This is a genomic window from Acinetobacter sp. ANC 3903, from assembly GCF_002135315.1.
In the GTDB taxonomy this organism is placed as follows: Bacteria; Pseudomonadota; Gammaproteobacteria; order Pseudomonadales; family Moraxellaceae; genus Acinetobacter.
On sequence record NZ_NEGA01000018.1, the window covers coordinates 45829 to 67806 of the forward strand.

The following is a 21978-nucleotide window of genomic DNA, read 5'->3' on the forward strand; positions in this document are numbered from 1 at the left end:
GAAATTTTCCGCCCCTATACTGAAACAACCCTGAAAATAACAACACATGGAGAAAGCTTATGTTCCGTTGGGCGATTATTTTTGCTGTGATTGCACTGATTGCCAGTCTACTAGGTTTTGCTGGTGTCGCAGGATTATCTAAAGATTTTGCGGTTATTTTACTCGTCGTTGCCGTTATTCTGGCAATCGTCGGCTTCCTCTCCCGGGGAAGAGTTTAGAATGACCTCAGCTTAAAAGTATCTCACTTGATCAAAAAAAGAGCCTCTACAGGCTCTTTTTCATAGTTGATTCATTCAATCTCAAGCATTAGATCACTCTTTATATAACTGATCTAACGCTCTAAAGTTTTGATCTAAAGATTAAGGTCGTAAGTGACGTGGTCTAAAACCAGTTGCTAATAAACCAATCGCATAAGCCACCACACCCACTACACACAAACCGATTACTTCAAGTATACGCATCCACTGCGATACATCCCCGTTGTACCAGCTTAAGCCATACCACAGTGCAGCAATCATGGCAGCATTGGCAATCGCATATTGAAGGAAAAGTTTTTTCCAGTGCCCGGCAAAGCGGAAAATATTGCGTTTATGCAGATAAAAATACAGCATGCCAGCATTGACCAAGGCCGAACCTGATGAAGCCAAGGCCAATGCCATATGCTCTGCATGCCAGTCAATTAACTTGAAGAAACCAATAAAGACTATGTTTAAAATGGCATTGGCTGCAACCGCCATCAAGCCGACACGTACCGGTGTACGGGTATCTTGCTGCGCATAAAAACCTGGAGCAAAGACTTTAATCAGCATAAAGGAAATCACCCCGGCACTCATACATTGCAAGGCCAATGCGGTCATTTGCGTATCTTGCAGGGTAAACTGGCCACGCTGGAACAAGGCTTGAATAATAGGTGTCGACAGCATAAATAAGGCGATGCTGGCTGGAATGCCAACCAACATAATGACTTTGGCCGCCCAATCAATCATGCCACGGAACTTGTGCAGATCTTGCTCGGCATGGCGTGCAGACAATGACGGTAAAATCACCGTGCCAATGGCTACCCCAATTAAACCCAAAGGCAATTCGGTCATACGTTCTGCACTGTATAACCAGGATACCGAACCATCCTGCATGAACGATGCCCAAATGGTATTCAACAACAGGTTAATTTGTGTGACCGAAACACCAAACAGTGCCGGGAGCATCAATTTCATGATGCGATCCACACCTTCGTGTTTGAAATCCACTTTAGGCGGAATCAGCAATTTTTTACGCCACAGCTCTGGAATTTGAATCACCAGCTGTAAAATACCGGCTATCACTACAGCCCAACCGAGTGCCATAATCGGTTCGGCCATATAGGGCGTTAACCACCATGCTGCTGCAATCATGGTGATATTCAGCAACACCGGTGAAAAAGCCGGGGTTGAAAAAGACCCATAACTGTTCAAGATACTGCTGGCAAAAGCGGTCAGTGACATAAATAGCAAATACGGTATGGTCAGACGGAACATGTCTGTCGCCAAGGCGAATTTCTCTGGGTCGTCATGGAAGCCGGGCGCATAGATGTACAGCACCGCAGGTGCCGCAATCATGGCAATAAAAGTCAGGGCGGTCATAAATGTCGCAAGACAACCAAAGACCCGACTAATTAGAATTTGTACTTCTGCATGGGTTCGCGTGGTTTTATATTCAGTTAAAACTGGAATAAAGGCTTGCGAAAATGCACCTTCGGCAAATAGCCGCCGAAAGAAGTTTGGAATACGAAAGGCCACCACAAAGGTATCGAAATCTTTACCCGCACCAAACACATTCAGCAATACCACATCTCGGACTAAGCCCAAAACCCGAGACAACATGGTCATTGCACTAACAATAAAGGTCGATCGCCAAAGCGCCATCGTAACCACCCAGTGAAAAATTAAGTCGCTATTGTAATGAAACTCAACATGGAATTTCGTTGTTTAATCATAAAGCCCATGCATTATTGAGGAGTTTTATGCTGTTGTAATAAAGTTCTGAATTTGACCCAGTCAAAAAATGGGCCCGGATCGGTTTTACGTCCAGGTGCAATATCCGAATGACCGGCCAAATGTTGTAAAATTTTTGGATAAGCCGCCTGCAATGCAGCCGTCACTTGTGCCAGCACCGTATATTGTGTCTCGTCAAAAGGCAAATCATCACTGCCCTCCAGCTCAATGCCAATGGAATAGTCATTACATTCTTTTTTGGCCAGGTAAGTGGAACGTCCGGCGTGCCAGGCACGATCATTAAAATTGACGAATTGCAGCACTTCACCGCTACGTAAAATCAGCAGATGTGCAGAAACCTGCATGCCTTTTATGGTTTGAAAATACGGATGTTTTGACCAATCTAACTGGTTTTGAAAGAACTGTTCGATATAGCCGCCACCAAACTGTGATGGCGGTAGACTGATGTTATGCACCACGACCAGTTGAATTTCAGTTTGCTCGGGACGTTGATTATAATTTGGAGAAGGTACTTGCCTTGCACCGATTAACTGACCATCGATGACCTGAAAAAAGGGTGCCTGTTGCATATTCCGATCCTGAGTCCTGTTCGCATAAGCTGATGATTTTAGCGCAATCCTAAAACTTTAAACTTAAAATCTCAAATTCCGCAGCTAAAATCGCTGGAAAAAAACATTTCTTTTAAATGAACGGTGCTAAAATAACGCGCAATTTTCATGGGTTAAAAAAGATACGGAAATACTGATGAGCATATCTCAATCTTTGCTAGAACAATCAATCCAAATCAATGTTCAACAAGCGCTACAAGAAGACATTGGTGAAGGCGATATCACGGCTTTATTGACCCCTGAAGATGAACAGGCTACAGCGACCATCATTAGCCGTGAAGACATGGTGCTTGCCGGTCAGCCATGGGTGAATGCGCTGATTCAGGCCTATGATCCAAAGGTACAGGTGATCTGGCTGAAAAATGATGGCGACCGAGTGCAGGCCAACGAAGCTTTTTTAAAACTGGCAGGTTCTGCACGCAGCTTGCTGACCGTTGAACGCCCTGCCCTCAACTTTGTCCAGACCCTATCTGCTGTAGCGACCAAAACTGCTTTATATGTCAAGGAACTGCAAGGTTTAAACACCAAATTGTTAGATACCCGTAAAACCTTGCCTGGCTTACGTATTGCGCAAAAATATGCAGTGGCGATTGGTGGCGGTCAGAACCATCGCTTGGGTTTATTCGATGCCTTCTTGATTAAAGAAAACCATATTATGGCGGCGGGTGGCATTGCTCAGGCCATTGCCAAAGCACACAGCATTGCACCGGGTAAACCTGTAGAAGTCGAAGTGGAAACCTGGGACGAACTCAATCAGGCTTTGCAAGCCAATGCGGATATCGTAATGCTGGATAATTTCAGTCAGCAGCAAATGATTGATGCGGTGAAGCATGTTGCCGGACGTTGCAAACTGGAAGCTTCAGGCAATATTACCATTGCAAATTTACGTGAAGTAGCAAGCTCCGGTGTGGACTATATTTCGATGGGTGTTTTAACCAAAGACGTAAAAGCGGTAGATTTATCCATGCGTTTTAATGGTTAATTTTCCTTAACCTAATCAATAAAAAACTGGGTTAATAAAAAACGCACCATCGGGTGCGTTTTTTATTGCTGAATTGATAATTCTAAATGAACAACTTACCAGCCTAAAGCTTCCTGTTGTTTTTTAATCAATTCCTGAATGCCTTTTTCTGCCAATTCAAGCATTTCGTTACATTGTGCACGGGTAAATGGCTTGTCTTCAGCAGTACCCTGCAGCTCAATAAACTCGCCCGCTTGAGTCATCACCACATTCAAGTCTGTTTGGCAATTTGAATCTTCTTCATAGCAAAGATCCAGCAAAGCTTCGTCTTGATACATACCGACAGAGATCGCAGCAACCAAACCTTTCAGCGGATCCTGCTTAATTTTTTTCTTTTCCAGTAATACATTCATGGCATCAATTAAAGCCACTGCTGCACCGGTAATCGATGCAGTACGCGTACCGCCATCTGCCTGAATCACATCACAGTCGATGGTAATGGTGTTTTCACCGAGTTTTTTCAAATCTACCATGGCACGCAGACTACGGCCAATCAAACGCTGGATTTCCTGAGTACGGCCACTTTGTTTACCACGCGCCGCTTCACGGTCACTACGAGTATGGGTTGAACGTGGCAACATACCGTATTCTGCAGTTACCCAACCTTGTCCCTTACCTTTCAAGAAACGCGGCACTGAATTATCAATACTTGCAGTACAAAGAACTTTAGTATGACCAAATTCAATCAATACTGAACCTTCCGCATAACGCGTATAGTTACGGGTAATTTTTACTTCACGTAATTGATCTAATGTACGTTGGTCGATACGCATAATCGGTTCTCTTTGGCTAAAATTCATTGCGGCCTAGTATAACAGAAGCAAGCTCTAAGGTTTTGCCAGCAGATTATCCATTGGCAAAAACCATTAAGCCCTTTTACTGCAATTCAGCCTTGAATGACATGCTCTATCCATCACGCGTATTTCATCATTTGAATTAAAAGCTAAATAATTTTTTTAATTTTTGCGTCGATTGTTCAAGGCTTGAAGTCCATGAATTTGGCAATGAACATTTGGCTAAACGCACCCAGACACTACCAAACTGTTTAACGAAACTGGCTTCATTATAATGAATGCCATATTCAGCGCATAAGGCACGGATTTTCGGTGCAGCTTCGGCATAACGATTCGCCGGCATATCCGGGAATAAATGGTGCTCAATTTGATGACTCAAATTACCACTTAAAATATGCAGCCATTCTGTACCGCTAAAGTTACTCGATCCGCGAATTTGACGTAAATACCATTCAGCACGGGTTTCAGTATCCGTATTGTCCGGTTCAAAGGTTTCCGCATCTTCAGTGAAATGTCCATTAAAAATCACCGCTGAAGCCCAAAGGCTACGAATCACATTCGCCACTGCGTTACCAGCAAGTACCGGCAGTGCATTCGGGCCAGCAATTAATGGAAAAAATACATAATCTTTAGCCACCTGACGTAGCGCTTTTTTACGGAATTTTGCCGAATCACTCCAGACTTCTTTCCAGGTTTTGGTTTTATAGGCAATCGCATCTTCCAAATGCAGGTTTTGTACACCGACATACCATTCGAAAAACACCATGAGCTGAATGGCTAAAGGAATGTTGAATAAAAAGCGTGGTTCCCATTTTTGCGACTCACTGACCCGGATCAGGCCATAACCGACATCATGGTCCTTACCAACAATATTGGTATAGGTATGGTGGATATAGTTATGAGTATGTTTCCAGTCATCACCGGTCGCCATGGTATCCCAGTCATAATTGGCACCGTTCAGATTCGGGTCATTCAGCCAGTCAAACTGACCATGCATCACGTTATGGCCCAGTTCCATATTTTCGACGATTTTAGACAGGCCCAATAAACCGGTACCCGCTAACCATACTGGTGGAATCCAGCCACCAAACATCAACATGCCACGTGAGGCAATTTCGCTATAACGCACAAAATCCCGAATTTTATAAATGTATTCGGCATCTTTTTCACCAATACTGTCCATGATTTCACGGCGAATGGCATCGACTTTTTCACCAAATTCGGCGATTTGTTCAGCACTTAAATATTTTGATTTACTATTTTCTGGAAATTTAACTGACATATTCATTGTTTTTCTCCTGAGTAAGCATCGAACCCTGTGTTAAAAGTGCGATCACTCACTGAATGGCGCTATTCAAGCGTTTTTATTTTTTAAAGGTTAATCACTACCGGACTCACGGCCTGGCTAATACACAATTTAATCTGGGTATTGCTGTCGTGATCGATTTCACCGGTGAGCAGGTTTTTGGTAGAGCCACTGACTTTGGTACAGGTACAGGTATTGCAGATGCCCATACGGCAGCCATGTGCTGGTCTTAAGCCCACTTGTTCAGCACTTTCCAGCAAATTGGTTTTGGCTGCAAATTCTTGTTGAGCACGTAAAAACACCACCGGTTGTACTGCTGCATTTTCATCTACAACCACCTGAAAATATTCCTGTTTTAACTGATCATAAATACCCAGCCCCTGATAAATCTGATTCAGGCTTTGCATCATGCCCTTGGCACCACAGGCATAACTTTGGCGTTGCTGGAAATCCGGAACGATACTTTCAAGCAGCTCGGCAGTTAAATGTTGCTTTTGGGTCTGGGTATTAAAATGATGATACTGAAGCTGTGGATGTTGCTCGGCCAATTGCTGCAATTCACTATGAAAAGCATCATCACGAGTGAAATAGACCAGATCAATCTGACTGACTTTTTGACGAATCGCCTGCTGCAATAATGAATAAATTGCAGTGATGCCACTCCCCGAAGCCAATAATAAAATAGGCGCTACAGAGGAATCCAAGGTGAAATCGCCTTGAACCTGGGAAATTTCCACCACACTGCCCACAGCCAAACGAGTTAAAGCATTGGAAACTTTGCCCTGACGTTTCACTGCAATCACCACGTTGCCGTGTTCGGTAATTTTCACAATCGAATAACTACGTTGCTCACGCACACCTGCGATCACCACAGTCACTAAAACACTTTGCCCGGCAGAGAAAAGACAAGCACGGAAGTTATGATTCGGTTGTAGCTGAATTTGATAAAAGTCTGCACTCAGCATCTGTACATCGACAATGCTGGCTTTGACTTTTTTCCATGCCCAAACTGGATTTATTTTTTCAGCAATAAAATCGACGAAATCTTCTCGAATCCATTGCGGCTTATATTGGATCACATGACTCATATGACGTTCCTCTTTTATTGCTGGCTATTTATTTGAGTGAACAGGTGTTCTTATAGTGAACACTTGTACACTATAATGGTTTTTTAATTCAGTCAACACATGTTCACTGACATTCGTCGTTTATTTTGTTTTTTTTTGATAGACTTCATGCAGAATTTTTTTAGGGTAGTCGCATGTCGATACGGGATGAGCGTAAACAGCAGAGCCGCCAAGCACTTTTAGATGCAGCGTTGGCTTTAAGCACGTCTGGGCGTTCGTTCAGCAGCATCAGTTTGCGTGAAATCGCACGCCATGTCGGTCTGGTGCCGACGGCGTTCTATCGTCATTTTCAAGACATGAATGAGCTGGGACTGGAACTGGTCGATCAGGTTGCCATGCATTTAAAAGGCATTTTGCATCAGCTGGGACAGGCCTATATTTATCAGCCGAACACCAAAACCCAAATCAGCCTGGACCTGTTTTTCCAGGCCGTTGAACATCATCCTGAACCGTGGGTATTTATGATTGCCGAGCGCTGGGGTGGTTCAGAAGTGATTCGTCATGCCATTACACGGGAAATTACTTTTTTAATTGAAGACCTGGCTAATGATTTGGGTCAGGTTGAAACCGTGCAGCACATTCGTAATCTCCAAGACTTGCAGGTGCTTTCTAATATTTTAATTAACTTGTCTTTTACTTGGGCCATGACCTGGATGGATATTAACCGCCAATATCAGGGTCCAGAACGATCAGCTCAGCAAAACCAGTTTAAGCTGCAAACCATTACCCAGGTTCATCTCATTTTCCGGGGGATTTCAAACTGGGATCCTGTCAAGCAATAAGCGCTCGGTCACTCAGACTTCATCAAAAACAATAAACATAAAAAAACCCGCAAGCATTGCGGGTTTTTTCAGTGCATCAGATTTATTTGGCTTTACGCTCTTTTTCAACCAGATAGCTGATCACTTGAGTGACTTTGGCATCTTCGCCTTGGACCACATATTTACCATTGACCACTACCGCAGGCACACCGCTCAATTGATATTGCTGTGCCAATTGCTTGGCTTGTGCCACTTTTGAGGTAATGGCGAATGAATTAAACAGGCCGTTGAACTTGGCTTCAGGTACGCCATATTTCACAAAAAATTTGGCCTGTGAGTTTTGATCAAAAATTTGCTGACCACCCGCATGAATGGCATGGAATAAAGGCAAGTGAGTTTTCTTGCGCACCCCTAATGCTTCAGACACATAATAACCACGTGCACCCTGCTCCCAGACCGGATTCATTGCCGCAGGAGTACGCACGAAACGCACATCTTTAGGCAATTTTTTCAGCCAGGTCTGCATATGCGGCTCTAGACGATAGCAGTGCGGGCAGCCATACCAGAAGAATTCACGTACTTCAATTTTTCCCGGTACCTCAACTTTACCCGGGTTAGCCACCACGGTGTAATCTTTACCTGCAACAAAATTGGCTGCCATGGTGCTGCCTGACAAGGCAAAAATAGCCGTCGCTACACTACCTAAAAGAAATTTTTTCATTGACCTTATTGTCCTCTAAATCGTTATGCTTAATTTATGCGATCACTATAAATCAATTATGCCGAATTGGTTTTTATTCTGTGAACTTTTTTACGGCATTTATCGCTTTTTTTAGAATTAACGCTACACTAAGCTCCTGTAACTTTTTTGAATTATAACGACTTGATTGAGGTGATACCGATGTCGCAATTGAATGTTGATCCACAAGAAATTGCCAAATTTGAAGCATTCGCTGCCATATGGTGGGATCAGCATTCTGAGTTCCGCCCATTACACATGATCAATCCGCTACGTTTAAACTGGATTGATGAGCATGCAGATGGCCTGACGGGCAAAAAAGTGCTCGATGTCGGTTGTGGTGGCGGTATTCTGTCGGAAAGCATGGCACGTCGTGGTGCCGATGTTTTGGGTATCGACATGGGTGAAGCGCCTTTAAATGTGGCACGCATTCATGCCGAACAGGAAGGCGTGCAGAATATTCAGTATCGCCAGATTCCGGTAGAACAATTGGCAGAAGAACAAGCCGGACAATATGACGTAGTGACCTGCATGGAAATGCTGGAACACGTACCCGATCCGGCATCGATCATCCAGGCTTGCCATAAACTAGTCAAACCGGGTGGTCATGTGTTCTTCTCGACCATTAACCGTAATCCGAAATCTTATTTATTTGCCATTATTGGGGCGGAATACGTACTGCGTATGCTGGCCAAAGGCACGCATGATTACAGCAAGTTTATTAAACCTTCCGAGCTGGCGCATGATATCCGTGCTGCAAATCTAAAGTTGAAAGACATGACCGGTTTGCATTACAACCCGCTGACCAAACGTTACTGGCTGGCACCGAATGTCGATGTGAATTACATGGTTTACACGCAAAAAGAAGGTGCTGAATGAAAGCGGTACTGTTTGACCTGGATGGCACCCTGATTGACACTGCTGCTGACTTCATTCGTATTATTCAGGACATGTGCCGCGACAAGCAATGTGAAATCGTGGCTGCCGATTTAATTCGCACCCAGGTCTCTGAAGGCGCACGTGCCATGGTGAAACTGGTCTATCCGGAACTGGAAGTCGACGATCCGGTTTTTCTTGCCCATCGCCAGCGTTTTCTGGATTTGTATGGTGAAGATATTGCGGTAGAGACTGACCTGTTTGAAGGCATGTATCCATTGCTGGAACAGCTGGAAAGCCTGGATATTCCTTGGGGCATCGTCACCAATAAGCCACGCTGGTTAAGCGAATCTTTATTAAAAGCACTGAATTTGACCGAGCGCTGTGCCGTTCTGGTTTGCCCTGAAGATGTCAGCAAAACTAAGCCCGATCCGGAACCGATGTATCTGGCGGCCAAGCAGATTGATGTCAGACCTGAAGACTGCATTTATGTCGGTGACCATCCCCGTGACATCGATGCCGGCCGCAATGCCCATATGTACACCATCCTGGCCGGCTATGGTTATTTACCATTGCAACACAAAGATGACTTAACAGCATGGCAGGCTGATTGTATAGTGAAGACAGTTACAGAATTAAATCAAGTGATTAATCAATTAGTCGGCGTAAAACAAGATCATCATTCACTTATTTCATAAAGACATAACAATATAAACGAGGAGGTATGCAATGAAATATTCAGAATATCAACCTCGCCCCGATCTGTTAAAAGATCGCATTATCCTGATTACAGGTGCGGGCGATGGTATTGGTCGTGCTGCTGCAATGAGCTATGCCCTGCATGGTGCCACTGTAGTTCTGCATGGACGTGCCTTAAACAAACTGGAAGTCATCTATGATGAAATTGAAAGTCTGGGTGCGCCACAACCGGCTATTCTACCTTTGCAACTGTCCAGCGCCTCTCCTCGTGACTATGAATTACTGGTCGATACTTTAACGCAACAGTTCGGTCGCCTGGATGGCATTTTGCACAATGCCGGCATATTGGGAGAACGTACCGAACTGGCGCATTACCCGGTAGATGTCTGGGATGATGTGATGGCTGTGAATCTGCGTGCTCCCTTTATTTTGACCCAGGAACTGCTGCCCTTACTGGAAAAATCCGAGCATGCTTCGGTGGTTTTTGCCAGTTCCGGTGTTGGTCGTGAAGCACGGGAACGTTGGGGAGCTTATTCAGTATCCAAAATTGCCATTGAAGCGGTGAACCAGATTTTTGCCAAAGAAAATGTCTATCCGAATGTGCGTTATAACTGTATCAATCCGGGTGCAACCCGTACCGCCATGCGTGCCAAGGCTTATCCGGACGAAGATCCCAAAACTCTGCCGACACCGGAAAGCATTATGCCGGCTTACCTATACTTGATGGGTGACGATAGCCTGCATCTGAATGGTCAAAGTATTGATGCACAGGATTAATCCCTGGGCAATACGTTTAACTAAAGGGAGCAGATAGTGCTCCCTTTTTATCCTCAAGCCGCTTCCAAACATTCAGCCTGATTTTAATCCTCAAATCATAAATCGTATTTTTAAATAAATTTAATAAAAATATTCGGTTTTATAAATCAATAAAATCAGCCTATGCTGATCTTCATTGAAAAACATACAGAATGAGGAAGCTCAACATGGCTGATCAGAAGCGTAAGCTTGAAACGATTCGCAGCATTGAAAATTTACAACTTTCGAATGTCTTGATCCGTGGTCTGGATGATGCCCAACAGGCAGAAACCATTGCTGAAGCAGTCACCTCATTACAAAACCTGATTGAACAATGGAACTAATGCCCACTTATGAACGACCTGTGAACAGCCAAAGCATGGCTGTTTCTTGTTTGGAAAGAAAATCTTTTACTCCATAAAATAATTTGCAGAACTTTGATACAAAATTTTCATCCGCAGAAAGTTTTCGAGTATTTTATAGCTCTATAAAATTGCTCAAGATTTTTGAATAATGAGAGATGTTGCAAGAATATCCTTATTATCTCTGCATTTTTTAAGAAATGCGTGATCTATCTTCACAGTTTCTCTGCAATTTTTTCGTACATTAGCAGCCATGAAATTAATAACTTTTCTATGAGGGTTCAACATGAAAAAGATTTTGACAGTTTTGGCAATTTCTTTCAGTGCATTGATGGCAAACAGTGCCAGCATTGCCGGACCTCATGAAAAAAACAATAATCATCGTGGCTGGGATCAATCCGATCAGCCAAAATTTAACCGCAGTCGCGATTTTCGTGAAGATGATAATGATGATGACATGCAGGACAAACGCCGTATGCGTGAAGAACGCGGATTCAAGCGTCTACAACAGCATAAATGGCAACCCGGTTATGTGATGCCGCAGCATTATCGTGGCGATGGTTATAAAGTCGATTATAAAAGCCATGACCTGCCTAAACCGTCGCGTAATCAGCAATGGTACAAAATTAATAATGACTATATTTTAGTCGATACGGATAGTAATAACATTGTGCGTATTCAAGGGTTTTAAACGCTATTTTAACTTCTCCACGCCCAAACTCCGGTTTGGGTTTTTTTATTTCTGCACTGTGATTTTTTTTCAATATCACCCTTTAACTGTATGACTTTCAGCACTTTTACAATCTTCTTTTTTTCTCCATCAATTTCACAATTCAACTAAGATTCCAACATCGTTTATCTCTACTTTTCCGCTAATTTTGAATCATCGAAAACATATACCGAAATGATCTAGGGTGAAAGTAATGAAAAAAGTTCTGACTACAATTGCACTTTCTTTATCTGCATTAATGGCAACTTCAGCGATGGCAGCACCAGACCATCGTTATGATGATCATCGTTATCAGCAGGCACATTCACAACATGACCAGCGCTGGGACAATAACAATCGTTATGACCACAACCGTTATGACAATAATCGCTATGACAACAAACGAGTAAACCCAAGCCGTGACTGGCGTTCAGGCCAAAACTTCCCGCGCGTATTTAGCTCATCCGGCTATAAAGTGAGCGACCGTGAAGCACGCCGCTTACCGGATACGGGCCGTTATCAGCAATGGTACAAAGTCAACGGTGACTATGTGTTAGTGAATGAACGTACTGACCGCATTGTGCGCATCATTAACTAAAAACTTCGTTTAAGCCTCCTGTTCCTTTAAAAAGCACCTGAATTTGTTCAGGTGTTTTTTTATTTTGACCCTTCCCCTATGCCGTTTTTTGATTAGAATCAAAGCAGGAAATTTTTATTTTGAGATAGGCATGCAAACGAATTCATCTGAAACATCACAAAGCACAAATTTACAATATGTGCATTGGTTTCGACATTCTGCGCCTTATATTAATGCCCACCGCAACAAAACTTTTGTCATCATGTTTGATGGTGAAGCGGTACAACATGAAAATTTCCAGCATATTATTCATGACATTGCCCTGCTGCATTCTTTAGGCATTCGTCTGATTCTTGTGCATGGTGCCCGTTCGCAAATCAGCCAGAACCTGAAAGCCAGCGGCATTCAAACCCCTTTTCATAATCACCGCCGGATTACTACACGTGAATCCTTAAGTTGCGTGATGAATGCGGTCGGGTCTATTCGCCTGCAAATTGAAGCGCTGCTTTCCATGGGACTGGCCAACTCTCCGATGTACGGAGCCCGTATTGATGTGATCTCAGGCAATTTCGTCACCGCCAAACCTTATGGCATTCGAGATGGTGTTGATTTCCAGCTCACTGGGGAAGTGCGAACGGTCGATACCGATGCCATCCAAAGACATCTGAAAAATCATAATATTGTGTTGCTTGGACCAACCGGCTATTCCAGTACCGGTGAGGTGTTTAACCTGATCGCAGAAGAAGTTGCCACCAATACCGCCATTCTGCTGAAAGCCGACAAGCTGATATTTTTGGGTAAGCAACAAGGCTTGGTGAACGAGTTGGGACAATTGCAACGTGAAATTGCCCCGCATCAGCTGGATCAGCAGATCTTGCAATATCAGGATTCCAACCCCGATATTGCCCTGCAATTGCGTGGGGCAAAAAATGCCTCACTGCAAGGGGTAAATCGTGTACATCTGATTTCTTATACCTACGATGGGGCCTTGCTGGAAGAACTGTTCACTCGCGATGGTGCGGGCACCATGATGACCGATGCCCATTATGAAGATGTGCGTACTGCCAATATTCAGGATGTCGGTGGTTTAATGAACTTGCTTCGCCCACTGGAAGCAGAAGGCATTCTGGTCTATCGTTCACGTGAAAGATTAGAAAGTGAAATTGAACAGTTTTCGGTGATTGAACGGGACGGGATGATTTTGGCCTGTGCTGCCCTGTACCCGATTCCAGCTTCAGCCAATGAAATTAAATCGGCCGAGATTGCCTGTGTAGCGGTCGATCCGACTTATCGAAAATCCAACCGCGGCAGCGAGATTTTGCATTATCTGGAAGACAAGGCCAAAAGCCTGGGCATTCAGCAACTGTTTGTTTTAACCACCCGGACTGCACACTGGTTTGTCGAGCATGGTTTTGAACCTGCCAGTGTCGATGACCTGCCGAATGCACGTCAGGCCTTATATAACTATCAACGCAATTCCTTGGTATTCAAAAAGTCACTTTAAAGTGGCTTTTTTTATCACTGCTATAGCTTTATTTTTTATATCTTTATTCTGAATGTCCTGAAATTTATAATGATTTATTTAGGTGGTTTTTGCATAACCTTATACTGGCTCAAGATTTAGAATTTAATGATTTAAATATCAATAACTTATTTTATTAAAACTATATAGTTTGTGGTTCTTATAAATCACTTTTCTACATAAGTTTTTCTCTTTTTTATTTATCTTTTTTCCTCATTAAGAATTTCAATTTTTTTATTTTTTTCGAAAAAGAAAAAGCTTTAGCGTATGTGTTCAATATTCAACACTTCATTGTTGCGGAGCACACATACATGAGCGCCATTCAAACAAAATTCTGGGCGAAATCACTGGTCCTTTCTTCACTAGTTGCTGGCGCAATGATGATGTCAGGTTGTGGAAAAAAAGAAGCTGAAACGGTCACCTTAAATATTGGCTTCCAAAAATATGGCTTGTTACCGATTATTAAAGAACGCGGCACTTTAGAAACGGCGTTGAAAGAGCAAGGCGTCAATGTGAAATGGGTGGAGTTCCCTGCAGGTCCACAACTGCTTGAAGGCTTAAATGTCGGCAGTGTTGTATTAGGTGAGGCAGGTGAAGCGCCACCTATTTTCGCACAGGCCGCCAATTCAAATCTGGTTTATATCGCCAACCAGCCGGAAGCACCTAAAGCAGAAGCATTAATTGTGCAAAAAAATTCAGCCATTCACAGCATCCAGGATTTAAAAGGTAAACGTGTTGCCCTGAATAAAGGCTCAAATGTTCATTATCTACTGTTAAAAGTGTTACAAGCCAACAAGCTGACTCTGAATGACATCCAGGTAGTGTATTTACCGCCTTCGGATGCACGCGCCGCATTTGAGAAAGGTGCAGTCGATGCCTGGGTGATTTGGGATCCGTTCTTTGCTGCCGCTGAAAAGCAGATTGGCGCACGTGTGATTGCAAACGGCGAAAACCTGGTCAGTAACCATCAGTTCTATCTGGCAGACCGTAAATTTGCCGAGCAGCATCCGGATGTGCTGAAAGCTGTCGTGAATGAATTAAACACCACCACCCAATGGGTATCCCAACATCAGGACGAAGCCGCCAAGCTGCTGGAAAAACCAACAGGCCTGTCTAGCGAGATCCTGAAAACCTCCATTTCCCGCATGGGCTTTGGGGTACAACCGATTTCTAATGAAGTAGTGCAAAAGCAGCAATATGTTGCCGATGCCTTTTATCAGCAAAAACTGATTCCAAACAAACTCAATATTCAAGCCGCGATTTTAGCGAAGTAAGCCATAGAACAAAATTCAGGGGATTTAACAATGACTCAGCATCAGCCACACAACAAAGCAATCACATGGTTCAAGACCTCCAGTCATGGCATGAATGCCATGTTAGTTGCTTGTGCGATGTTGGGTTCAAGTGCCGCTTGGGCTGTGGATCCTTCGGTGAAACAGCTACGTGTGGGTTATCAAAAATCTTCTGTCAATCTGGTGATTGCACAACAGCAAAAGTTATTTGAACAGGAATTTCCCAACGCGAAAATTAGCTGGAATGAATTTCCGGGCGGTCCACAAATTTTAGAAGCCCTAGCCGTCGGTTCTGTGGATATCGGTTCAACAGGCGATACACCGCCTGTCTATGCGCAGGCAGGCAACAAGCCACTATATTATTTTGCTTATGAGACGGCAAAACCTTTGGCTTCTGCCATTTTGGTGCCAAGCAACTCCAAAATTACCCAGCTCAGCCAGCTGAAGGGTAAACGTATTGGGGTTCACCGCGGTTCAAGCTCACATTATCTATTGGTGCAGGCAGTACGTAAGGCCGGTTTGCAATGGACAGATGTTCAACCAATCTGGCTCAGTCCGGCTGATGCCCGTGCGGCTTTCCAGAAAGGTGCGATCGATGCCTGGGCCATTTGGGATCCGTACTATGCTGCGGCACAACTGGAAGATAAGGCCAAGGTACTGACCACAGGTAAAGGCTTAAGTCCAAATTACACCTTCTATCTGGCTTCAAATGATTTGGTTAAAAATCATCCTCAGGCACTCAAAGGCATTATCAAGCAGCTTAATGTTGCCGATAAATGGGTACAAAGCAACAAGGCTGCGACTGCAAGCCTGTTTGCTCAAAGCACAGGTCTGAAACCGATTGTCAGCCAGACTTTTATCCAGCGCCGTCCTAACCCGTCTGGTGCTGCTCTGCTCAGCAAAAAAGTGATTGCCGATCAGCAAGAGCTCGCCAACCGTTTTAGCGAACTCAAGATCATTCCGAAATCTATCAATATTCAGCAAGCCGTTTGGGCAGGCAAATAATCTAAGGATCAATGCAATGAAAATTTTCTGGTTTATTCCTACGCATGGTGACAGTCGTTATTTAGGCACAAGCAAAGGCGCCCGTCAGGTCGATCATGCTTATATGAAACAGATTGCGGTCGCGGTAGATAACCTGGGTTATGAAGGCGTACTCATTCCAACCGGCCGTTCATGTGAAGATCCATGGATTACCGCTGCCAGCCTGATCGATGCCACTAAAAATTTGAAATTCCTGGTGGCATTACGTCCAGGCGTCACCACGCCGGCACTGGCTGCGCGTATGGCAGCAACTTTTGACCGTTTGTCTGGCGGTCGCGTTCGGCTGAACCTGGTCACTGGTGGTGATGAGCAAGAGCTTAAAGGTGACGGTGTCTATGAAGATCATGCGACACGTTATGAAACTGCGGCTGAATACACCACCATCTGGCGTGAAATTTTAAAACGTTCACATACGGGTGAAAGTTTCACTTTCCACGGTGAACATTTAAGTGTCGATGATGCAAAACTGCTTTATCCACCGGTACAACAGCCTTACCCACCGCTTTGGTTTGGCGGCTCTTCCGATGCAGCCGTGGAATTGGCCACCGACCAGGTCGATACTTACCTGACTTGGGGCGAACCACCAGCAGCCGTGAAAGAAAAAATTGAAAATGTCAAAGCCAAAGCTGCCGCCAAAGGCCGTAGTTTAAGTTACGGTATCCGTTTACACGTGATTGTCCGTGAAACCAATGAACAGGCATGGGCTGCTGCTGAAGAGCTAATTCAGTATGTGGATGATGCCACCATAGCCGCTGCACAACAAAAATTCAAACAGATGGATTCCGTCGGCCAGCGTCGTATGGCAGAACTGCACAACGGTGACCGCACTAAACTTGAAGTATCTCCAAACCTTTGGGCAGGTGTAGGCCTGGTTCGTGGCGGTGCAGGTACAGCACTGGTGGGTGACCCTGAAACTGTCGCTGCACGCATTCAGGAATATGCGGACTTGGGTATTGATACCTTTATTTTCTCAGGCTACCCACATCTGGAAGAGTCCATTCGTTTTGCCGAACTGGTGTTCCCGCTGTTGCCTTTAGAAACCCGTAAAAAACTGGCTCAACCGAACTTGACTGGTCCTTTTGGTGAAATCGTGGCAAATAACTATGTTGCTGATGAGGCCAAGAAGGAAGTGAAATATCAGGAGCCGGCTTAATGAGCACAAGCATTTCTACGGGAGCCTTGGCGAAACCCAAGGTTTCACGTGGAACACAATTTGGGCAGCGTTTGCTGCCCTGGCTGTTCCCGATTGCCCTAATTCTGGTCTGGCAAATTGCCTCCAGTACCGGGTTGTTGGAAAGCCGTATTCTACCTGCACCGACGGCGGTCGTAGCTGCATTCTGGCATCTGCTGATCAGTGGTGAACTTTGGCAACACGTCAAAGTGAGTGCCGGACGTGCCCTGCTTGGTTTATTGGTCGGTGGCGGTTTGGGTTTATTACTCGGCCTGCTCAATGGTTCTTCGAAGACAGCCTCCACCCTGCTGGATACCACTTTACAGATGATCCGTAATATCCCGGCTTTGGCCTTAATTCCTTTGGTGATTTTATGGTTCGGGATTGATGAATCTGCCAAGCTGTTTTTGGTCGCTGTAGGCGTGTTCTTCCCGCTGTATATCAATACCTATCATGGCATTCGCTCAGTCGATCCACAATTGATCGAGATGGGTAAAAGCTACGGTTTAACGCGCTGGCAGTTGTACAAAGAAATTATTTTACCGGGTGCGATGCCGTCAATTCTGGTCGGATTACGCTTTGCACTGGGTCTGGTCTGGGTGCTGCTGATTGTGGCCGAAACCATTTCCGCTCAATCCGGCATTGGTTATATGACCATGAATGCACGTGAATTCTTACAAACTGACGTGGTCTTGGTGGGGATTTTACTTTACGCCCTGCTTGGAAAACTGGCGGATGTATTGGCCGTCGCTTTAGAAAAATACCTGCTGCGTTGGCATGCTGGCTATCAAAAATAAGGAATAAGACATGACTGATTTAAGCATCGGGCGTCATGCTTCTGAAGAACGCTCCATACCTCAACAACCTGACCATACAGATATCAACCCCAACGCTGTGGTGGGTGCAGAAATTCTGATTGAACAGCTGCACAAATTCTATGGTGAAGTGAAAGTTCTGGAAGATCTGGACCTGCACATTCAACCGGGTGAATTCCTGGCCATTGTTGGACGCAGTGGCTGTGGGAAAAGTACCCTGCTGCGTCTGATTGCCGATCTGGAACAACCGAGCTATGGCGAAATCAAGTTTAAATCAGCACGTCATATTCGCGAAGGCATCACCAGCGATGACATTCGGGTCATGTTCCAGGATCCACGACTGTTGCCATGGCGGAGTATTGAGCAAAATGTACAATTGGGTTTAGCCAAAGAGCATCAAGCCAATGCCTCTGCCCTGCTAGAAAAAGTCGGCCTGAAAGAAAAGGCAGGACTGTGGCCATCACAACTTTCAGGCGGTCAGCGTCAGCGTACTGCACTGGCCCGGGCCTTATCGCATAAACCGCGTATTTTGCTGCTCGATGAGCCCCTAGGTGCACTGGATGCACTCACCCGTTTGGACATGCAGAACCTGATTGAAAAACTCTGGACTGAACAGGGCTTTACCGCCATTTTAGTGACCCATGATGTCAGTGAAGCCGTACAACTGGCCGACCGGATTATCCTGTTAGATAAGGGGCACATTGCCCAGCAGTTTAAAGTTGATTTGCCTCGACCACGTAAAAAAGATTACACCTTTACCGAGCTGGAACAGCAAGTATTAAATGCGGTATTGGCAACCTGAGCATGCAACACGGCGATAACGAATCTAAACAATCCGTTATCCTGCCTCGGTTTATACATGTTTTAGTCCAGCCTAAACATACTCTTTAATTTTTTTAAAACCGCACCAAATCTGAACACAAAAGACCAGTCGTATCATTTACCCAAAAAATCAATCCCATTTAATCATTTATATAAAAAATGCAATCATTGCCTATCTGTAGGCCCTATAGGATTTTTAACTCATTAAATAGCTAACCTACAGAATAAACTATCAATTATAATAAAAATGCAATTTTTAGTAATGCACAAATCTGCCGATTTGCCGTACAATTTGCCTTTCCCCTTTAATTTTTTAAATTTGCCAATGGAACAAAAAAAGAGTACACAAAAAAGACATCAATTGCTAAATGCTGCACTCGATGTATTTTCCCTTTACGGTTTTAATGGGGCAAGCTTAGACGAGATTGCTCAGATTGCTGAAATGCATAAATCGAATATTTTCTATTATTATGAAAATAAAGAAGCTTTATATGTAGAAGTGCTCACCACCGTTCTACAGAAATGGCTTGCGCCACTGCAAATGCTGGAATCCGAGCTGGAACCAGAAGAAGCCATTAGCAACTATTTAATGCAAAAAATTGAGGTTTCTCGCACTCAACCGAAAGCATCCCGACTGTTTGCGCTGGAAGTGATTCAAGGTGCCCCGCATATTTTGCCAATTCTAAAAGGTCCTTTAAAGAAACTGTTTAAGCGCAAGGCTAAAGTGATTAGCGTGTGGCAGGAACAGGGGAAAATTGCCAAAGAAATTGATCCTGAACTGCTGATTTTGAATATTTGGGCATTGACGCAAAACTATGCAGATTTTGCTACCCAAATGGAAATGGTCACGGGTAAAACCTTGCGTAACCGTTCAATGCAGCAACGTTGCATCCAGCATACTGTACATATGATGTTATATGGCGTGATTCCCCGTTCATAAACCTTAAATTATCATTGATGATAATTTTGGCATACGACCATAGCCCACTATGGTCGCCGAATTACCACTCTTCGCAGTTTTATCTTATCGTTTGATATAATTTTGACAGCTTTTGCGCACCCAATAATAAATTTTCTTCCCAATCCAAATGCGCAGTTTCATTGGCCCCATCGGTAATATATTTCACTGAAATAAATCGTACACCCAATTTCTTGCAGACTTTGGCCATCGCATAGCCCTCCATGTCCACCAAATTGCACGGCACTTTGGGCAATCCCGTTTCAAAGCTATCGCCCGTTCCGCAAATGCCTTGAGGCAAATGCTGAAAATAGGACTGCAAATGAATTTCTGCAGGATAATCATGATCCATCGGCGTCACACCGACTGCAAAACCGAGCGGCGATACATCCATATCGCGTTGCACAAAGGTACTCACTTCCACCAGTTCATGCGCATTAAAATGTGAACTTCCCGCAGTGCCCAAGTTAAGTAAGGTCTTGCAACCGGTCCTGTGAATCACTTCAAAGGCTTTAAATGCAGCATTGACTTTACCAATGCCACTGTAATGCACCTCTATGCCTGCCTGTTCAAACAGACCTTTAGATTCATTCGGCAATGCCATAATTAAAGCCAAGTCAGACATAGCGAAACCTTGTGTATGTGTAAATTTTAAAGTGTGCACATTAGAAAAGAATTAGCGAATGAGTGCAAATTTAAAATCATGATCATCCTGCTATCTAAGCATTTAATACATCCTGATTCACTTGAATATTTGAACTGACTGATCTGTTCTTCAACGCTATTGATCTTCTACATTCCGATCTTTTTCAAACACTATTTTTTTGACAAAAATCCAATATTTTTTTGTATGAAAACACAACAACAAGACGAAAGCCTAAGATTATGGCAATATATAGCCCTGATAACTTTTCACTTATTGATTCGCCCATGAAGCTGCTCCGCCTGAATGCTTTAGCGCCAGATTTTCAATTGCCAAAAACTGCCGTGACCCTTGGTAATTTCGACGGCGTACATTTGGGTCATCAGGCAATGATCAAACAGCTTCAAGAACAGGCAGCAGCCCAGAATCTAAAAACCCTGGTGATGATTTTTGAGCCGCAACCTCTGGAATTTTTTAAAGGGTATGAGGCGCCGCCACGGATCACCTCACTACGTGAAAAAGTCGAATATCTCACCGAGCTCGGTGTCGACTATATTGCAGTAGCCAAATTTGATAATCATTTCCGCAGCTTAAGTGCTGAAGAATTTGCCGACATTTTAAAACACAAACTCAATGCCGATTCCCTGGTTTTAGGCGACGACTTTCATTTCGGTAAAAACCGTCAAGGCAATAGTGAATTTTTAAAAAATTATGGTTTTCAGGTGACCAATTTAAGCACCGTAGCCTTAGCGGGTGAACGTATCAGTTCCACCCGAATCCGCCAGACGCTACAAGCGGGTGATTTAGCCTTGGCGGCCAAATTGCTGGGACGTCCCTATAGCATCACGGGTCGGGTACAATATGGTGATCAAATTGGACGCACCATTGATTTTCCAACCATTAATGTAGCGTTGAAACGTCATAAACCCTGTTTGAACGGGATTTACGGCGTAGAAGTGATATGTGAAACCGAATCTTTAAAAGATAAAGTGAAGGCCGACAATCCTGAAAAATTGGGGATTGCAGGCTATGAATCCACGGCCCTGTTTGGTGCAGGACATGTGGGTACACGACCGGCCATCAAACAAGTCCATCCCGAATGGCGATTAGAAGTACATTTTCCTGATGTTTCTGCTAATCTGTATGGCCTGTTAATGCGGGTGACATTCTTGAACTATTTACATGGTGAAAAGGACTACCCTTCGCTTGAAGCATTGAAAGCGGGAATTGACGATGATGTAGAAAAACTGCTTGAGTTTAGACACAACACCCCCAATTTTCCCTTTTAAATCCCCATATTTTTTTATTGTAAAACGCGTCAGCCTAAGACTGATTAAATTGGAAGA

Annotated in this window: 24 protein-coding genes; 17 read left to right on the forward strand and 7 right to left on the reverse strand. The window is 44.1% G+C overall.

Annotated elements, in window-relative coordinates; all coding sequences use genetic code 11:
- Window positions 1-59: 59 nt before the first annotated feature.
- On the forward strand, window positions 60-218 hold the full coding sequence (locus B9T29_RS13520) for a DUF1328 domain-containing protein (RefSeq protein WP_086176419.1): 159 nt from the start codon (window positions 60-62) through the stop codon (window positions 216-218).
- 141 nt (window positions 219-359) lie between these two features.
- Here the strand turns inward: B9T29_RS13520 and murJ are convergent, their stop codons facing one another.
- On the reverse strand, window positions 360-1910 hold the full coding sequence (gene murJ, locus B9T29_RS13525) for a murein biosynthesis integral membrane protein MurJ (protein ID WP_171264057.1): 1551 nt from the start codon (window positions 1908-1910) through the stop codon (window positions 360-362).
- A 74-nt stretch (window positions 1911-1984) separates the two neighbouring features.
- A complete protein-coding gene (gene ampD / locus B9T29_RS13530) occupies window positions 1985-2560 on the reverse strand; it encodes a 1,6-anhydro-N-acetylmuramyl-L-alanine amidase AmpD (protein ID WP_086176421.1) in 576 nt (191 codons plus the stop codon).
- A 175-nt stretch (window positions 2561-2735) separates the two neighbouring features.
- Between ampD and nadC the strand changes: the two genes are divergently transcribed.
- On the forward strand, window positions 2736-3581 hold the full coding sequence (gene nadC / locus B9T29_RS13535) for a carboxylating nicotinate-nucleotide diphosphorylase (RefSeq protein ID WP_086176422.1): 846 nt from the start codon (window positions 2736-2738) through the stop codon (window positions 3579-3581).
- Between the two features lie 95 nt (window positions 3582-3676).
- Here the strand turns inward: nadC and rph are convergent, their stop codons facing one another.
- The 3 genes from rph to B9T29_RS13550 all read right to left on the reverse strand — a co-directional run bounded on the left by rph (window position 3677) and on the right by B9T29_RS13550 (window position 6808).
- Window positions 3677-4393, reverse strand: coding sequence for a ribonuclease PH (gene rph, locus B9T29_RS13540; RefSeq protein ID WP_086176423.1), 717 nt, complete (start codon window positions 4391-4393; stop codon window positions 3677-3679).
- Window positions 4394-4556: 163 nt separating this feature from the next.
- A complete protein-coding gene (locus B9T29_RS13545; RefSeq protein ID WP_086176424.1) occupies window positions 4557-5702 on the reverse strand; it encodes a fatty acid desaturase family protein in 1146 nt (381 codons plus the stop codon).
- An 83-nt stretch (window positions 5703-5785) separates the two neighbouring features.
- Window positions 5786-6808 carry a ferredoxin reductase gene (locus tag B9T29_RS13550; RefSeq protein WP_086176425.1) on the reverse strand — a complete coding sequence of 341 codons (1023 nt, stop codon included), beginning with the start codon at window positions 6806-6808 and terminating at the stop codon, window positions 5786-5788.
- 173 nt (window positions 6809-6981) lie between these two features.
- Here B9T29_RS13550 and B9T29_RS13555 point away from each other — a divergent pair, with 173 nt between their 5' ends.
- Complete coding sequence (locus B9T29_RS13555; RefSeq protein ID WP_086176426.1) at window positions 6982-7629, forward strand: TetR family transcriptional regulator; 648 nt, start codon at window positions 6982-6984, stop codon at window positions 7627-7629.
- Between the two features lie 82 nt (window positions 7630-7711).
- Here B9T29_RS13555 and B9T29_RS13560 read toward each other — a convergent pair whose 3' ends face one another.
- Entirely contained in the window at window positions 7712-8329 is a 618-nt protein-coding gene (locus tag B9T29_RS13560) for a thiol:disulfide interchange protein DsbA/DsbL (protein ID WP_086176427.1), read from the reverse strand.
- A 180-nt stretch (window positions 8330-8509) separates the two neighbouring features.
- On the opposite strand from B9T29_RS13560, the gene ubiG reads away from it, so the two are divergent.
- From ubiG to B9T29_RS13620, 13 genes are all read left to right on the forward strand, one after another.
- Complete coding sequence (gene ubiG / locus B9T29_RS13565) at window positions 8510-9226, forward strand: bifunctional 2-polyprenyl-6-hydroxyphenol methylase/3-demethylubiquinol 3-O-methyltransferase UbiG (RefSeq protein ID WP_086176428.1); 717 nt, start codon at window positions 8510-8512, stop codon at window positions 9224-9226.
- Window positions 9223-9921, forward strand: a complete 699-nt coding sequence (locus B9T29_RS13570; protein ID WP_086176429.1) for an HAD family hydrolase — start codon at window positions 9223-9225, stop codon at window positions 9919-9921. The genes ubiG and B9T29_RS13570 overlap by 4 nt, the downstream gene beginning before the upstream one ends.
- Window positions 9922-9952: 31 nt before the next feature.
- Complete coding sequence (locus B9T29_RS13575) at window positions 9953-10699, forward strand: YciK family oxidoreductase (protein WP_086176430.1); 747 nt, start codon at window positions 9953-9955, stop codon at window positions 10697-10699.
- 206 nt (window positions 10700-10905) lie between these two features.
- Entirely contained in the window at window positions 10906-11061 is a 156-nt protein-coding gene (locus tag B9T29_RS16310; RefSeq protein ID WP_171264058.1) for a hypothetical protein, read from the forward strand.
- Window positions 11062-11365: 304 nt separating this feature from the next.
- The gene (locus B9T29_RS13580; protein WP_086176431.1) at window positions 11366-11770 is read left to right on the forward strand and encodes an RcnB family protein; all 405 of its coding nucleotides are present in this window, start codon (window positions 11366-11368) and stop codon (window positions 11768-11770) included.
- Window positions 11771-12002: 232 nt separating this feature from the next.
- On the forward strand, window positions 12003-12386 hold the full coding sequence (locus B9T29_RS13585; RefSeq protein WP_086176432.1) for an RcnB family protein: 384 nt from the start codon (window positions 12003-12005) through the stop codon (window positions 12384-12386).
- Between the two features lie 130 nt (window positions 12387-12516).
- Complete coding sequence (gene argA, locus B9T29_RS13590; RefSeq protein WP_086176433.1) at window positions 12517-13869, forward strand: amino-acid N-acetyltransferase; 1353 nt, start codon at window positions 12517-12519, stop codon at window positions 13867-13869.
- Between the two features lie 329 nt (window positions 13870-14198).
- The gene (locus tag B9T29_RS13595) at window positions 14199-15161 is read left to right on the forward strand and encodes a sulfonate ABC transporter substrate-binding protein (protein ID WP_086176434.1); all 963 of its coding nucleotides are present in this window, start codon (window positions 14199-14201) and stop codon (window positions 15159-15161) included.
- A 90-nt stretch (window positions 15162-15251) separates the two neighbouring features.
- Window positions 15252-16184, forward strand: coding sequence for a sulfonate ABC transporter substrate-binding protein (locus B9T29_RS13600; RefSeq protein ID WP_228146617.1), 933 nt, complete (start codon window positions 15252-15254; stop codon window positions 16182-16184).
- A gap of 16 nt (window positions 16185-16200) precedes the next feature.
- On the forward strand, window positions 16201-17376 hold the full coding sequence (gene ssuD, locus B9T29_RS13605) for an FMNH2-dependent alkanesulfonate monooxygenase (RefSeq protein ID WP_086176436.1): 1176 nt from the start codon (window positions 16201-16203) through the stop codon (window positions 17374-17376).
- Window positions 17376-18191 carry an aliphatic sulfonate ABC transporter permease SsuC gene (ssuC, locus tag B9T29_RS13610; protein WP_086176437.1) on the forward strand — a complete coding sequence of 272 codons (816 nt, stop codon included), beginning with the start codon at window positions 17376-17378 and terminating at the stop codon, window positions 18189-18191. Before ssuD ends, ssuC begins: the two co-directional genes overlap by 1 nt.
- A 10-nt stretch (window positions 18192-18201) precedes the next feature.
- Window positions 18202-19011: an ABC transporter ATP-binding protein gene (locus tag B9T29_RS13615; RefSeq protein ID WP_086176438.1), complete on the forward strand. Its 810-nt coding sequence runs from the start codon at window positions 18202-18204 to the stop codon at window positions 19009-19011.
- 345 nt (window positions 19012-19356) lie between these two features.
- A complete protein-coding gene (locus tag B9T29_RS13620) occupies window positions 19357-19971 on the forward strand; it encodes a TetR/AcrR family transcriptional regulator (protein ID WP_086176453.1) in 615 nt (204 codons plus the stop codon).
- Window positions 19972-20050: 79 nt separating this feature from the next.
- On the opposite strand, the gene B9T29_RS13625 is transcribed toward B9T29_RS13620, so the two are convergent.
- Window positions 20051-20614, reverse strand: coding sequence for a 5'-nucleosidase (locus tag B9T29_RS13625; RefSeq protein ID WP_086176439.1), 564 nt, complete (start codon window positions 20612-20614; stop codon window positions 20051-20053).
- A 305-nt stretch (window positions 20615-20919) separates the two neighbouring features.
- Between B9T29_RS13625 and ribF the strand changes: the two genes are divergently transcribed.
- On the forward strand, window positions 20920-21921 hold the full coding sequence (ribF, locus tag B9T29_RS13630; RefSeq protein WP_086176440.1) for a bifunctional riboflavin kinase/FAD synthetase: 1002 nt from the start codon (window positions 20920-20922) through the stop codon (window positions 21919-21921).
- The last annotated feature ends 57 nt before the right edge of the window (window positions 21922-21978 follow it).

Excerpts from the sequence above, each read along its gene's own strand:
- B9T29_RS13520 (WP_086176419.1), top strand. The coding sequence starts at position 60 with ATGTTCCGTTGGGCGATTATTTTTGCTGTGATTGCACTGATTGCCAGT.
- ampD (WP_086176421.1), bottom strand. The coding sequence starts at position 2,560 with ATGCAACAGGCACCCTTTTTTCAGGTCATCGATGGTCAGTTAATCGGT.
- nadC (WP_086176422.1), top strand. The coding sequence starts at position 2,736 with ATGAGCATATCTCAATCTTTGCTAGAACAATCAATCCAAATCAATGTT.
- rph (WP_086176423.1), bottom strand. The coding sequence starts at position 4,393 with ATGCGTATCGACCAACGTACATTAGATCAATTACGTGAAGTAAAAATT.
- B9T29_RS13545 (WP_086176424.1), bottom strand. The coding sequence starts at position 5,702 with ATGAATATGTCAGTTAAATTTCCAGAAAATAGTAAATCAAAATATTTA.
- B9T29_RS13550 (WP_086176425.1), bottom strand. The coding sequence starts at position 6,808 with ATGAGTCATGTGATCCAATATAAGCCGCAATGGATTCGAGAAGATTTC.
- B9T29_RS13555 (WP_086176426.1), top strand. The coding sequence starts at position 6,982 with ATGTCGATACGGGATGAGCGTAAACAGCAGAGCCGCCAAGCACTTTTA.
- B9T29_RS13560 (WP_086176427.1), bottom strand. The coding sequence starts at position 8,329 with ATGAAAAAATTTCTTTTAGGTAGTGTAGCGACGGCTATTTTTGCCTTG.
- ubiG (WP_086176428.1), top strand. The coding sequence starts at position 8,510 with ATGTCGCAATTGAATGTTGATCCACAAGAAATTGCCAAATTTGAAGCA.
- B9T29_RS13570 (WP_086176429.1), top strand. The coding sequence starts at position 9,223 with ATGAAAGCGGTACTGTTTGACCTGGATGGCACCCTGATTGACACTGCT.
- B9T29_RS13575 (WP_086176430.1), top strand. The coding sequence starts at position 9,953 with ATGAAATATTCAGAATATCAACCTCGCCCCGATCTGTTAAAAGATCGC.
- B9T29_RS16310 (WP_171264058.1), top strand. The coding sequence starts at position 10,906 with ATGGCTGATCAGAAGCGTAAGCTTGAAACGATTCGCAGCATTGAAAAT.
- B9T29_RS13580 (WP_086176431.1), top strand. The coding sequence starts at position 11,366 with ATGAAAAAGATTTTGACAGTTTTGGCAATTTCTTTCAGTGCATTGATG.
- B9T29_RS13585 (WP_086176432.1), top strand. The coding sequence starts at position 12,003 with ATGAAAAAAGTTCTGACTACAATTGCACTTTCTTTATCTGCATTAATG.
- argA (WP_086176433.1), top strand. The coding sequence starts at position 12,517 with ATGCAAACGAATTCATCTGAAACATCACAAAGCACAAATTTACAATAT.
- B9T29_RS13595 (WP_086176434.1), top strand. The coding sequence starts at position 14,199 with ATGAGCGCCATTCAAACAAAATTCTGGGCGAAATCACTGGTCCTTTCT.
- B9T29_RS13600 (WP_228146617.1), top strand. The coding sequence starts at position 15,252 with ATGAATGCCATGTTAGTTGCTTGTGCGATGTTGGGTTCAAGTGCCGCT.
- ssuD (WP_086176436.1), top strand. The coding sequence starts at position 16,201 with ATGAAAATTTTCTGGTTTATTCCTACGCATGGTGACAGTCGTTATTTA.
- ssuC (WP_086176437.1), top strand. The coding sequence starts at position 17,376 with ATGAGCACAAGCATTTCTACGGGAGCCTTGGCGAAACCCAAGGTTTCA.
- B9T29_RS13615 (WP_086176438.1), top strand. The coding sequence starts at position 18,202 with ATGACTGATTTAAGCATCGGGCGTCATGCTTCTGAAGAACGCTCCATA.
- B9T29_RS13620 (WP_086176453.1), top strand. The coding sequence starts at position 19,357 with ATGGAACAAAAAAAGAGTACACAAAAAAGACATCAATTGCTAAATGCT.
- B9T29_RS13625 (WP_086176439.1), bottom strand. The coding sequence starts at position 20,614 with ATGTCTGACTTGGCTTTAATTATGGCATTGCCGAATGAATCTAAAGGT.
- ribF (WP_086176440.1), top strand. The coding sequence starts at position 20,920 with ATGAAGCTGCTCCGCCTGAATGCTTTAGCGCCAGATTTTCAATTGCCA.